This is a genomic window from Butyricicoccus sp. AM27-36 (assembly GCF_003480945.1).
Taxonomy (GTDB): Bacteria; Bacillota; Clostridia; order Oscillospirales; family Butyricicoccaceae; genus Agathobaculum; species Agathobaculum butyriciproducens.
The window spans coordinates 35,432-48,645 of sequence record NZ_QUJR01000013.1; the positions used below are offsets into that span (position 1 = coordinate 35,432).

Annotated in this window: 7 protein-coding genes; all 7 read left to right on the forward strand. The window is 56.9% G+C overall.

What is annotated here, in order from left to right; all coding sequences use genetic code 11:
* The 7 genes from gatB to DW724_RS14410 all read left to right on the forward strand — a co-directional run bounded on the left by gatB (position 1) and on the right by DW724_RS14410 (position 12,515).
* Positions 1-1,425, forward strand: coding sequence for an Asp-tRNA(Asn)/Glu-tRNA(Gln) amidotransferase subunit GatB (gene gatB, locus DW724_RS14380; protein WP_110436651.1), 1,425 nt, complete (start codon positions 1-3; stop codon positions 1,423-1,425).
* A 243-nt stretch (positions 1,426-1,668) separates the two neighbouring features.
* Positions 1,669-3,348, forward strand: a complete 1,680-nt coding sequence (locus DW724_RS14385; RefSeq protein ID WP_118761939.1) for an ATP-binding protein — start codon at positions 1,669-1,671, stop codon at positions 3,346-3,348.
* Positions 3,348-6,479 carry a leucine-rich repeat protein gene (locus tag DW724_RS14390; protein ID WP_118761940.1) on the forward strand — a complete coding sequence of 1,044 codons (3,132 nt, stop codon included), beginning with the start codon at positions 3,348-3,350 and terminating at the stop codon, positions 6,477-6,479. The genes DW724_RS14385 and DW724_RS14390 overlap by 1 nt, the downstream gene beginning before the upstream one ends.
* A gap of 24 nt (positions 6,480-6,503) precedes the next feature.
* Complete coding sequence (locus DW724_RS14395) at positions 6,504-8,078, forward strand: leucine-rich repeat protein (protein ID WP_256372151.1); 1,575 nt, start codon at positions 6,504-6,506, stop codon at positions 8,076-8,078.
* On the forward strand, positions 8,075-9,013 hold the full coding sequence (locus DW724_RS14400) for an AAA family ATPase (RefSeq protein WP_118481275.1): 939 nt from the start codon (positions 8,075-8,077) through the stop codon (positions 9,011-9,013). The genes DW724_RS14395 and DW724_RS14400 overlap by 4 nt, the downstream gene beginning before the upstream one ends.
* 6 nt (positions 9,014-9,019) lie before the next feature.
* Positions 9,020-10,192: a DUF58 domain-containing protein gene (locus DW724_RS14405; protein ID WP_118761942.1), complete on the forward strand. Its 1,173-nt coding sequence runs from the start codon at positions 9,020-9,022 to the stop codon at positions 10,190-10,192.
* Positions 10,193-10,208: 16 nt separating this feature from the next.
* On the forward strand, positions 10,209-12,515 hold the full coding sequence (locus tag DW724_RS14410; protein ID WP_118761943.1) for a transglutaminase-like domain-containing protein: 2,307 nt from the start codon (positions 10,209-10,211) through the stop codon (positions 12,513-12,515).
* Positions 12,516-13,214: the final 699 nt, after the last annotated feature.

A 13,214-nucleotide genomic window follows, 5' to 3' on the forward strand; every position in this document is an offset into this window, starting at 1 on the left:
ATGAAATACGAAGCTGTCATCGGTCTGGAAGTGCATGCGGAGCTGTCCACCAAGAGCAAGATCTACTGCTCGTGCTCCACTGGCTTCGGCGCACCGATCAACACCCACACCTGCCCGGTCTGCACCGGTATGCCGGGCGCACTGCCGGTACTCAACAAGCAGGTTGTACACTACGCCGCAAAGATGGGCAAGGCTACCGGCTGCACCATCAATCAGCTGTGCAAGGCTGACCGTAAGAACTATTTTTACCCCGATCTGCCGAAGGCATATCAGATCTCTCAGTTTGATGTGCCGATCTGCGAGAACGGCGAGGTATTCTTCTATGTGGACGGCGTGAAGCACTCCTGCCGTCTCGAGCGCATCCACTTCGAGGAGGATGCGGGCAAGCTGCTGCATGACGAGATCGACGGCACCATCGTTGACTTCAACCGCTGCGGCGTGCCGCTGATCGAGATGGTAACCCGTCCCGACCTGCATTCCTCTGCCGAGGCGAAGGAATTCCTTGAAATGATCAAGACCACCCTGTCCTACCTCGACATCTGCGACTGCAAGATGGAGGAAGGCTCCATCCGCTGCGACGTAAACGTTTCCATCCGTCCGGAAGGCTCCACCGAGCTGGGCACCCGTGTCGAGATGAAGAACATCAACACCTTCTCCGGTGCGGTTCGTGCGATTGATTACGAGATTGCACGCCAGATCGAGGTTGTAGAGAACGGCGGCGAAATCCAGCAGGAGACCCGCCGCTGGGATGACGTTAAGCTGAAGAACACGGTAATGCGTACCAAGGAAGACGCACAGGATTACCGTTACTTCCCGGATCCGGACCTGATCGCCGTCGAGATTTCCGACGAGTGGCTGCACCAGATCGAGAGCGAGGTTCCGGAGCTGCCGATCACCCGTTACGAGCGTTACCTCAACGAGTACGGCATGACCGCCATGGAGGCGCGTCTGCTGTCCGACAGCTTTGAGAAGGCCGAGCTGCTCGACGCTGCCGCAAAGCAGGTTAAGCCCAAGGCTGCCGCAAACTGGATCCTGTCCGATATCTCCAAGTACCTGAACGACAAGGGCGTAAGCCTCCGCGAGACCAAGATGACCGCAGACAAGCTGGTTGCTCTGGTAAAGCTGATCGAGGCGGGCACCATCTCCGGCAACGCCGGCAAGAAGGTTCTGCCGAGCATGTTCGAGACCGACGAGACCGTCGAGGCCATCGTGGACCGCATGGGCCTCAAGCAGGTATCCGACGAGGGCGCAATCCTCGCCATCGTACAGGACGTTATCGCCAAGAACGAAAAGGCTGTTGCCGACTTCAAGGCAGGCAAGAATGTTACCGGCTTCCTCGTAGGCCAGTGCATGAAGGCTTCCAAGGGTCAGGGCAACCCGCAGATCATCAACAAGCTGATCGCATCCGAGCTGGCAAAGCTGTAATTCAGCTTAAAACCGAATTGATACAAGAGGATACAGAACGGTACTGTTCTGTATCCTTTTTGTGCTTTTTGGGGAGAAATTTGTCGGAGAGAGCGGTTGCATTGGGGAAAATGTTGTAAATCGACAGATATAGGAGCTGTTATGTATAAATGGATATGTAGGTATCGACTGGATGAAAAATATAGAAAAGAGTAAAAATGGAATTTGGCAGGTGAAGGAATGCACATAACGGATTGACTGGAAATGCTGGGTGAGCACTTTCCGCTGGTGGTGATCGGCTGTGCTGAGGCACTGCTGGCGGTTGTGCTCCTGTGTGCTGCGCTGCGGAACCGCAGACAGTGTGCGGATAAAAAACGGAGCGCACTCCGGCGGGCAGATGAGATTCTGCTGTACAACGATCGACAGAGCAATGACGTATGCCTTATCATGCGTCAGCACGACCTGCTGCCGATCTGTGCGGCAGGCGATATGCAGAGCCTGCTCGGTGTGACGTTCGAGCAGCTCCGGCAGGATGTTATGCTGCTTGCGGACGCGCTGGAGGACGGGCAGAACGGTGTTTCTGTCTGGAAGAAATACCGTGCGTGGGACGGAGCGCAGCCGTTCGAGACCGTATTTCGGACAAGGAACGGCGAGTGGGTGCAGCTGAATGTGACACGCAGTGAGGACGATGGATATGATCTGTTCTGCTTCAGCCGCACGACCGGGCTGTGCGGGCGGATGGAACAGTACGAGGAGCGCCTTGCCAAGATCGAGGAGGAGAGCCGGTCCAAGACGACGTTTCTCTCGCGCATGTCACACGAGATCCGTACCCCAATGAACGGCATAATCGGTATGCTGACGCTCGCGGAGAACCACCTCGAGGCGAATGCACCGGCGATGCAGTATCTGACCAAGGCGGATGAGCTGTCCGATCACATGCTCGCGCTCATCAACGACATTCTGGATATGTCGCGTATCGAGGCGGGCAAGGTCGAACTGGAAAACAAGGTGTTCAGCCTGCGGGAGCTGGGTGACCGCCTGTACGATATGTTTGCGAAAAACCTTGACAGCCGCGGCATCCGCTACGAGGTCAACTTTGACGGTGTGGCCGTGGATTACGTCCTTGGCGATGAGCTGCGCATCAGCCAGATTATCATCAATTTTCTGTCCAATGCGGTCAAATTTACGAGCGAAGGTGAAATTATTGTCACCTTCCGGCAGATGATGCTGCGGAACGGCGTGGCGGATATGATGATCCGCGTACACGATACCGGCATTGGTATGCAGCCGGCGTTTATCAGCCGTATTTTCCGTCCGTTCGAGCAGGAGACCGTGGGGACCTCTCGGAAATACGGCGGCACCGGTCTCGGCATGGCCATCACTGACCAGCTTGTCAAGCTGATGGGCGGCGAGATCGTGGTGGAGAGCCAGCCGGGCAGAGGCTCGGATTTCTCGGTGTATCTGCATCTGCCGGTTGCTGAAAAGCCTGCGGAACCGGCGGCAGAGCCGTCTCGCGCATCTGCGGAGGAGTACGCGGATGCGTTCCGCGGCAGACGCATCCTGCTTGTCGAGGACAACGAGATCAACGCGATGATCATGGTCGAGGTGCTGCAGGAGATGGGCGCCGAGATCGAGAAGGCCGAAAACGGACAGATCGCGGTGGATATGTTCGCAGATCATCCGGAAAACTACTACGATTTTATTCTGATGGACGTGCAGATGCCGGTGATGGACGGCCGCACGGCGGCCCGCACCATTCGTGCGATGGAGCGTCCGGATGCGAAGAGCATCCTGATTTTTGCGCTGTCGGCAGATGCGTTTGTCGAGGACGAGCGCTTGTCCGTCGAGAGCGGCATGAACGGTCATTACGCAAAACCGGTCGATTTTCAGGCACTGCAGCGTAATATCGGCAAATTTCTGCAGAGAAGAGAAGGGAGGAACTGATGGGAAAGCTGGATAAGATTCTGCTGTCGCGGGCAATACTGACCAAAACCGTACTCGGTGCGGCAACCGCCGCAGCGCTGACAACGGGCACGGTTCTGGGCGTTTCGTCGTACCGCTCGGGCAATCATTTTCACCCCTCGGACACGGAGCGCGGCTTCAATGCCAATCAGGTGCATTTTGATGACGATCAGGACGTAAAGGGCAGCGACAGCACGGCAGAAAAGGACGACAGCGAGCTTTGGGAGCGGGACAGCGGCGCGGACGATACCAGCGGTCCGCAGAACGACAGCAGTGCGGATTTCATGTTCCAGCGCGAGCGCATGCAGGAGAATTTCTCCGACCCGCTCTCGGTTGCCGGCGGTACGGCAGACACGAGCATGACGGCGAGCAGCTCCGGCGATATCGTATATAACGTGACGAATGACCGCGACAGCGCGGATGTCATCATCGGCGGCAGACCGGGCGGCACGACTGCCGTTGTGCCCGGAAACGGCGGCGCCGGCACAGGAGAAAATCCGGGCGGCAATAGCGGCGCGGCAAATCCGGCAAAGCCTGATACGCCGAATACCCCGGGAGAGCCGTCCGCGCCGGGCAATAATAAGCCGAGCAAGCCGGGCGGCGGCAGTTCGGACAATACGAATGGCGGCGGCACGGCTGCCCCGCCATCAGGACAGGGCGGCTCCATTGCGGATACCATGCGGGAGCCGGATTCCGGAAAGACCAGCGTAGGCATCTTCGGTGAGCACGATCCGATCAGTAAGCCGTATTATGAAGGGAATGTGAATGACAACACAGTAAAGGAGGTTGTTATTCGGCAGCCGCAGAATAGTTCGGGAGAGGCAGACCCGTCTGCGCTGTACGCCGGTCAGAAAAACATCACTGCCCGCAAGATCTACAATGCATTGGAAACCTATGTAAATGACCACAACGGCAACATTTACTACTGGAGCAACCTGAAGGGTGCAGACAACAGCGATTTGCATTTCGGCGTGTTCGTCCGTATCAACGGTATCTGGATCGGCGATACCTTCTTCAGCTTCTTTAATGAGGCAACCGGAGAATATGATAAGACTCTGGATGAGATTCCGAGCGATGCGACCGAGATCAAAATCAGTGCGTCTTACCGCTTCAGTGCAGAAAGTGCGTGGAAGGACTACTCGGATGTTACCTACACGCTGGAGCGAAACCGTATCTTCATCCTCAACCGCAGGCTGACGGAAAGCGATAAAAACGGTCAGTTCAGCAGTGATATCCTGCTCAATCCATATAAGGATACCAGCTTTGATCCGGATGATGAGAGCAAGGTAATCGACCTGTACAGCTATCAGAGAGATCTACTGGGAGAGAAACGTCTGTCCGCGCTGTTCCCCGGCTGGCTGGAGGACGGCAAGCTGATTCCGTGGATGTATCATCCGGCGGCGGGCCGTCGTGTTATCGAGCCTGCGGATATGGTCCCGTTGGAGGATAACTATATAGTGCAGGTCAAAATCCGTTGGTATGACATGGATACCGGCGCGGTAACCCGTTCGCAGGACGATGCCGCAGACGGTCCTGCAGCGGATTCTTGGGACGAGACCGAATCGGAGCTGCCGGTCAGCGCACCGAAGTTCTCAATCACCCAGAAATTCATCTACATGCAGACACTTACCGGCTATGAGGGCGATCCCGGCAGTGTGCTCGAGGTACCGAAGTATGTGCAGGCGGTGGATATGGGCACGGAAAACACCCTGCATGAGGTTGATTACATCAAAATCCCGGATACGGTGCGGTATGTCAACACGAAAAGCTACAGCGAACAGACGGAAGGCACACAGACAGCCGTAAAGGGCATCAAGGTCAAGAAGGGCTATATTGTGGATGCGGGCAGCACAGCGTATGCCGCAACCGCGGACGGTATTCTTACCAATGCGGACGGCAGTGCATACCTCGGCATTCCGTATGACATGACCGAGCTGACCGTTCCGAAAAATGTAGAGAAGGTGACGCTGCCGAACGCAACACAGGTGACCAGACTGGTCCTGCAGGCGAAAGCTGCCTGCGACCTGCCGGAAATCGACTTTGGCGGTATGGACAGCGGCGTTATTATTGTGGAGCCGGACGTATTTCATGCTTTCGTGAGCAGTAACGAAACTGCGCTGGAGGGCATGCGTGTGAACGTTGCATCCTCGGACGGCAGTTGGGAATCACACGATGGTGCTTATCTGGAGAAGGACACCGAGGGGAACAAAACGCTCACCCGTGTGCGGGCACAGACCAGATATTATACTCTGCCGAGCGGCGTCAATGCCATCGGTCCGAACGCATTTGCGGACGCGGAAAAGGTTGAAACTATCATTCTGCCCGAGGGCGAAGACGGGATTGCAATCGCCCCGGACAGTTTCCGAAGCAGCAATGTGGATACCATCCTGTGCGGCGGGAAGGCGCAGGCAGAGAACGTGCAGGCGCAGCTTGACGCGGCAGGCATTACAGATGTCCGCGCAATCGTCCTGCAGACCAACAGCCGGGGCGAGACCTACTACACAGACGAGCGCAGCGCGGAGGTTGTGCTGATGGCCGGTGACCCGACTAAGACCGAGTTTGACGGCACGATTCAGGATGCGGACGGCAATACGCTGTCGGTGACCACACTGGCGGACGGTGCGTTTGCAGGCAGTCAGAAGCTGCAGTGGGCGCTTCTGCCGGAATCGCTGACAAATATCGGTGCACAGGTGTTTTACGGCTGCTCCAATCTGGAGGGCATCATGATTGATGCGAACGGAGAGGTGTCTGTCGGCAATGCGGCGTTTGATAACTGTACCTCGCTGAACTTTATCGCGTCCAACGCGCCGTCCATCAATATGGGCGAGTATTCGGTCAGCACGGGAGCACAGGCAACGGTGATGTATTCCCCGACCGGGGGAATCGGCTACGGTGAGGACTGGACGTATTTCGTTGAGGAATCCGGTGTGCAGCGCTACGATGTTGTAGATATCGGCAGCACGAAAATGCTGTATGGCGCGAGCGACGGCAAGGACTGGCTCGGTCTGCGTGCCGGCAGGCACACCGAAGGGGAGCTTGCCTTGCCGGAGGGGACGGTAGAGCTGTTCGATAAGGCGTTTTACGGTGCCGAGGGCTCGTTTACCATCAACTGAGATAAACTGCCGGACCTGCAGTATATTGATGCTTATGTGTTTGCCGATTCCGGTCTGGAGGGTGAGGTCGTTACAGCCGTCAGCGAGGTCGGTGAGGCGGCATTCCAGAGCACAAATATCACGAAGCTGGAGTTGAACGGCTATATACAGCGTCTGGATATGAACTCGTTCGTGGATTGCAAGAGCCTGACCGGTGTTTCCATTACACGGGGCTTTGAAAATAACAGCAGCATATACACCGGTCTGTTCAGTGCATGCAGTGCGCTGGAGGATATCACGATTGCTGATTTCGGCAATGTGCCGCAGCTTTTGACATTCAGTGCATCCTCCGCGTTTACCTTTAACTATGAATGGACGTGGCAGGATACGCTGCAGCGGGTTCACATCAGATCCGCCTGGGAGACCGGAGACGATATTGCACCGTCTTATGTAAAGAAATGGCGCTATTCGCTGCTCGGCAGCATGGACACACCGAATGCGACCGGCTACATGAATCTGTGGGACAACACCATGCTGGACCTGATGTTCAATGGAACATGGGAGGATCTGTATGCAGAAACCGATGCGGCAGTTAAACAGAAACTCGTGGATGTGGAGAACGATATCCGCACCATGCTTGGCGCAGAAACGAAGGTAGAGGAACCCTCGGAGTTCTATCCGTATCGTGTACGGGGAGATTATATTACGCTGATCGGTGCGCCGTCCGACAAGACCACGATTGATCTGGATAATGAAACACTGGGACTGCTGGATGGCTGGCGCCTGGATTATATCGGTGAGGGAGCCTTCTCCAATACCAAAAACCTGGAATATCTCATCCTGGAAAGCGGTCTGGCCGGTATTGAGCAGGATGCGTTCCGAGGGGTGGAGAGCGATACTCTGACCATGACCTTCATGGATGGCAATCCGCCGGAGCTGCTGAATTTTACACCGGGTGAGGGATATTCCTTCGGTATTGATGAAAGCAGGATCAAAATCTACATTCTTGCCTGGGGAGATGAGGAGGCTTATCTCCGTTTCATTGAAAAATGGATCTATCCGATGGCGGGATATAAAAACTATGCGGAAATGTATGCAGCTGTTGCTGCAGGCATGCCGGATGCAGCCGAGGAGGAAATCCATGCCAAAATGGAGGAAATCCTGCTGCCGGTCGAGAATCGTATCCGCAGAATGCTGTGGCATCGTGAGTGGATTCCGGGCGCATCGGAATTTGAAGAGGGCACCACTGTAGATACTCACTATCCGGAAGTGGACAAGCTCAGCTTTGAGCTTGCGCCGAAAAAGCAGGAGCCGGAAATGGTTGAGCCGGATGATCAGAACAGGAATCCGGAGGAGAAGGATGATCTGACGCCGGTTCCGGAGCCGAATCCCGGCACGGACACGGACACCTCAAACGGCAATACCGGCGAACCGCCGACCATCGACGGCGATGCGGCAAACGAGCCGGCCGGTGACAGCACCGGCAAGGACACCGGCTCTACCGACACCTCGGCGGATGATGCGACGGTTCTGCCAATGCCGGACGGCAAGCACGAGATCGTCATTCCGCCCGAACCGTCGGACAGCACTTCCACAGAAGATGAAGGAGAAACAGAATGATTGTTGAACAATCCAAGCAGATCATTGCCGAGGTCAATAAGGCGTTCATCGGCAGAAAAGATATTGTCGAGAAGATCCTGATGACCATTTATGCCGGAGGTCATGTGCTGCTGGAGGACTGTCCCGGTGTGGGCAAGACCACGCTCGCCGTGGCGTTTTCCCGCGCGCTGGGACTGAGCAACAAGCGCGTTCAGTTTACGCCGGATACGCTGCCGTCCGACATCACCGGCTTTACGATGTACAGCCGCGAGACCGGCAGGTTCGAGTACCGCGAGGGCGCGGCGAACTGTCAGCTGCTGCTGGCCGACGAGATCAACCGTACCTCACCGAAAACGCAGTCCGCGCTGCTTGAGGTCATGGAGGAGCACACCATCACGGTGGACGGCGAAACGCACGCGCTGCCCGCGCCGTTTATCTGCATTGCGACCCAGAACCCGCTGGGTTCTGCCGGTACGCAGCCGCTGCCGCAGAGCCAGATCGACCGTTTCATGGTCAGCCTGTCCATCGGCTATCCGACCCTCGAAAACCAGATGAAGATCATCAACGCACAGCGGTACAGCAATCCGCTGGAGGAGATCCGCGCGGTGACTAACGCGCAGAATCTGCTTGAGGTGCAGAACTACCTGACCTCGGTGCGCATGACCGACGGCGTGCTGGCGTATGCCATCCGTCTGTGCGAGCAGACCCGCAGCCATCCGCTGGTAGAGCTGGGCATCTCGCCGCGCGGCGTGTCCGCACTGGTCAGGATGGCGCGCGCAGGCGCGATTTTGCGTGAGCGCAACTACGTTGTGCCCGAGGATGTGCAGAACGTGTTCGTCGATGTATGTGCACACCGTCTGGCGCTGCGCCCGCAGGCGCGCGTGGAGGGCGTTGCCGCAAAGCAGGTGCTGGAGGAGATCATGGCGAAGATCAAGCCCGCGCACACAGAGGAGTGAGGCGCTATGTGGAAAAACCGGCTGGCGTTCGCGCTGCTGTATGCGGCGCTGCTCGTGCTGCTGCTCCTGTTCAGCAAGCCGTTTCTGCTGGCGGCGCTCATCGTTCTGGTGGTATTGGCGGCGCTGATGGCGCTGCTCACCCGCAGGGATGCGCGGCTGCTGCGCACCTCTGTGCGCGTTAAATCCGGCGGGCGGGAAGGCGAAACCGTACCGATGACGTTCACGTTTGCGCCGAAACGGCGGCTGCTGGCGGCACAGAGCATTCTGGTCGAGGTGGAATCCCGCAACGATATGTTCGGCGTGAGCGTGCATAAATATCTGGTGTTCGACCTGGCGGACGATCAGCAGGAGTATACCATCGGTGTGCCGCTCGTCTGGTGCGGCAAGGTCACGTTCCGCTGCATTTCGGTGCAGGTGCGGGATATGTTTGGGCTGTTCAGCAGCAAGGCAAAGCCGTTCACCGAAATCTGCACGGTGGTCTACCCGCATCATGTGCGCGTTTCAACCGAGCTGTCGAGTGCAACGATCGGCGCAACGCGCAATGACGGCGTTATGCAGAACCGTAAGGGCAGCGATGCAAGCGAAATGTTCGACATCCGCGACTATGTCCCGGGTGATGATATACGAACCATCCACTGGAAGCTGTCCGGCAAGACGGATGAGCTGATCGTTCGTCAGGCGAGCGCCCCTTCTCATTACAATATCGCGCTGCTGCCGGATTTCGGCCGCAGCCATCTGGCCGGACCGGAGGCACAGCAGGAGCTGAATGCGGCTGTCGCCATTGCATCGTCCGTTGCCGAGCGGCTGATTCGCCGCGGCGTGCCGTTTTGCACCGTCGTACCGACGAAACAAGGCATAGAGCGGTTTGAGGTATGCACGGAGCGAGATTTTCACGAGCTTCTGCCGCGTTGGCTCAGCTTTCCGGTGCAGGAGACCGGCGGTTCGGGCCTGCGGTACTTTGTCATGGAGCATCTGGACCGGTATTTCACGCGCCTGCTCATCTTTTCCGCAGGACGCTATGAGCAGGATCTCAGCGGACTGGACAGCCGCGTCGGTGTACTGGTGCTGAGTGCGGTTTCGGGCATCAAGACCGCCCGTGTGGAGGGCAGCGGCTCGTGCAGCATCATGGAGCTGCCGACCGAGCAGGATATCAATGAAGTGTACCGCGTGGTATGCTGAGTCATAGGAGTAAACGATGAAGCAGGCTGAGATTCGGCGGTATCGACCCGGCGAACGGACAAATCCATATCTGGCCGCCGGATGGATGGCGCTGCTGGCGGCATTGCTGCTGAGTGGTTCGCTGCTGACCATGCAGCGGCTGTGGAACGGCCGCGCACCGTCCTTTGCTGCCGTGTTTGCGGCTGCCGCGCTCAGCGCACTGTGCGGCGCTGCGGCGGATTTTGCGGCGAAACGCATTCCGGCGGCGCAGCTGCTGGCGCTCGCACCCGTTCCGGCCGTGCTGATCGTGACCGGTTTCCACGGATACATTGCAGGCGGCCGTGCATGGCTCAACACCATGCTCGACCGGTGGAATACGGTGCATGAAGGCGGTCTCGCGCTGTTTTCCGGTACAGCCTCCGAGCGGGATGTATGGGCGTTTGCGCTGTTGGCGGCGGTGCTCATCGGGCTGCTGTCGTGGTATGCGGTCAGCCGGCAGAGCAGCCGGCTCGCGGCGTTCATCAGCGTATTCTGGCTGCTGCTTTCGCTGTTCGGCGAGGGATTCTATCCGTTGGCGCTTGTGCTGCTGACAGCGGGGCAGCTGGGTCTGCACATGACGAGCGGCAGCCGCGCGATCACCCGCAGAGCGGTTGCATGGTGCCTTGGCATATCGGCAGTGCTGTGTGCCTGTGCGGTGGGACTGTCCGGCACGGAAATGCCGTCGGTCGATCGTCTGCGGCAGAATATCAAGCAGACAGTGCACGATCTGCGCTACGGCAGGGATACGCTGCCGCAGGGCGAGCTTTCTCAGGCGAACCTTCTGCACGAGAGCAGCGAAACCATGCTGAATGTACACACGGAGCAGGAAAAGTCGGTCTATCTGCGCGGATTTACCGGCGGAAAATATGAAAACGGCACATGGAAACCGCTGCCGGATGCCGTCTACGGCGGAGAAAACATCGGCATGCTGGACTGGCTGCAGACACAGGGCTTTGACCCGTTTACACAGTCGGCGGCATACTATCGGCTGACCGGCGATGCACCGGAGACCAACACGGTCGAGGTGTCGGTGAAGAACGCTTCGCGCGACGAGGTGTACGCACCGGCTTCGATGGAAAAGGTAACGGACGGTGACGTGCGCGAACGCAGGGACGCGCTGCTCAAGGGGCGCGGTCTGTTCGGCATCCGCAATTATACGGTGACCGAGGTTTCGGGTACGCGGCCGTCGGAGCTCATGGTCGCGGAGAGCTGGGTCAGCAACCCGCAGACTGAGGAGCAGGCAGCCTATGCGCAGGCGGAATCCGTCTATCGCAGCTTTGTGTATGATGTATATACCGCAGCGGACGAGGATTTGCTGTCTGTGCTGAATCGTCTGTTCTGGCAGGATTATGATGATGAAAATGACGGCGTTTACAGTGCGCTCAGCCGCATCCGCGAGGTGCTGAAAGCGCAGGTGCGCTACAGCGAGACTGCCGAAGCCGCACCGGATAATGCGGACCCGATTGCATATTTTCTGACAGACTCGCGGAAGGGCAATGCAGTGCTTTATGCCTCAGCGACCGTGCAGGCGCTGCGGGCACACGGCATTCCCGCACGTTACGCGGAAGGCTACTATCTGCCGATTTCCAAAACGCAGAGCAGCGCGGACGGAACAGCTGCGCTGACCGGTCAGGACGCACATGCATGGGCTGAGGTCTATTTTGACGGTATCGGCTGGCTGCCGGTTGATGCGACGCCGGGTTACTATTTTGACGCGGTTGCGCTGCAGCAGATGGTCAGCCTGCCGGATACGGTGCGCAAAACTGCGGCTATCGACGAAGATCGGTCAGGTGCGGATCAGGTGGTCGAGCCGTCCGGCACCGGTGGTTCCGAGCAGTCCAAGCCGCTGGCTGTGGTGAAAAACGTGGCTGCGGTTGGATTTGGTATTGCCGGCATAGTTATTGTGCTGTTCACGCTGCTGCTGTGCGCGGTGGAGCTGACGCGCGCGTTCCTGCTGTGGCATGCGGAACGCAGACGGCGCAGAATGTCGATCGAGGAGCGTGTGCGGCAGTCGCAGAAGCTGATGTTCAAGCTGATTTCCCTCTGGGGAATTGACGCGGCGCTCGGCTGGGAGACCGCAGCGACCGATAAGGCGCTTGCGGACACACTGCCGTCGGTTAAGCCCGGAGAGTACGAGCGTGTGAACGGTCTGCTTGAGAAAACCATATACGGCGGCATCGCGCTTGAGCCGTTCGAGGAGCGCGCGCTCGATCTGTTCGTGCAGCGGCTTTGGGGAAGAAATGTGAAGAAAAGCTGGAAAATGCGCCTTAAACTGCGGTATGCGTGCTTGCTGGCGGCGAAATAAAAAGAAATCCCGAGGCGATAGGCTTCGGGATTTTTACTATTGCTGTACCTGCGGCAGCAGCAGACGGAAGGCGCAGAGCAGAAGTTCCTCACGCGTGTGCAGCTGTGCGCTGTGTGGAAGAATGCGCTGTCGGATTTCCGGAGAAAGTGCGTAAAAACAGTTGTAAGCCGTTTGATCAATGGACAACAGTGCTGTAAGATTGCAGAAATACTTCATGGAAATTCACCTCGGAATTCAGTATGGACAAGGGGAGAGCAAGCTATACGCAAAAACTTTTGGGAAAAATGAAAAAATGTGTTGACAAAGCGTATGGGGAGAGGTATACTAAATAAGCTGTTGATGAGCAGTTAAGACTGCTTCGATTTAACAGAATCCGAACCTTTAGTGGTCAAATGCTGACGCATTTGAGTGCCTTGGTCGAAAATCACGAAGATTTTCGACACGCGGTACAATTTCCCGCTGAAGGCAAAGGAAAATTGCACCTTGTAAATTAAACAACGATGTGCTTAAACTTTTGTTCAAAAGAACGAAGGTTGTAGTGCGAACCTGAAATTTCGAGAGTTTTTTACTCTTGGTAAATCACTGGAAGTCACAACTCCAGTTAAAATAAAGTGACACGTCAGACTCTAAAGTCGATTTTAAGAACTTCGGTTCTTTAAATACAATTTTTAGAGAGTTTGATCCTGGCTCAGGATGAAC

Excerpts from the sequence above, each read along its gene's own strand:
- gatB (WP_110436651.1), top strand. The coding sequence starts at position 1 with ATGAAATACGAAGCTGTCATCGGTCTGGAAGTGCATGCGGAGCTGTCC.
- DW724_RS14385 (WP_118761939.1), top strand. The coding sequence starts at position 1,669 with ATGCTGGGTGAGCACTTTCCGCTGGTGGTGATCGGCTGTGCTGAGGCA.
- DW724_RS14390 (WP_118761940.1), top strand. The coding sequence starts at position 3,348 with ATGGGAAAGCTGGATAAGATTCTGCTGTCGCGGGCAATACTGACCAAA.
- DW724_RS14400 (WP_118481275.1), top strand. The coding sequence starts at position 8,075 with ATGATTGTTGAACAATCCAAGCAGATCATTGCCGAGGTCAATAAGGCG.
- DW724_RS14405 (WP_118761942.1), top strand. The coding sequence starts at position 9,020 with ATGTGGAAAAACCGGCTGGCGTTCGCGCTGCTGTATGCGGCGCTGCTC.
- DW724_RS14410 (WP_118761943.1), top strand. The coding sequence starts at position 10,209 with ATGAAGCAGGCTGAGATTCGGCGGTATCGACCCGGCGAACGGACAAAT.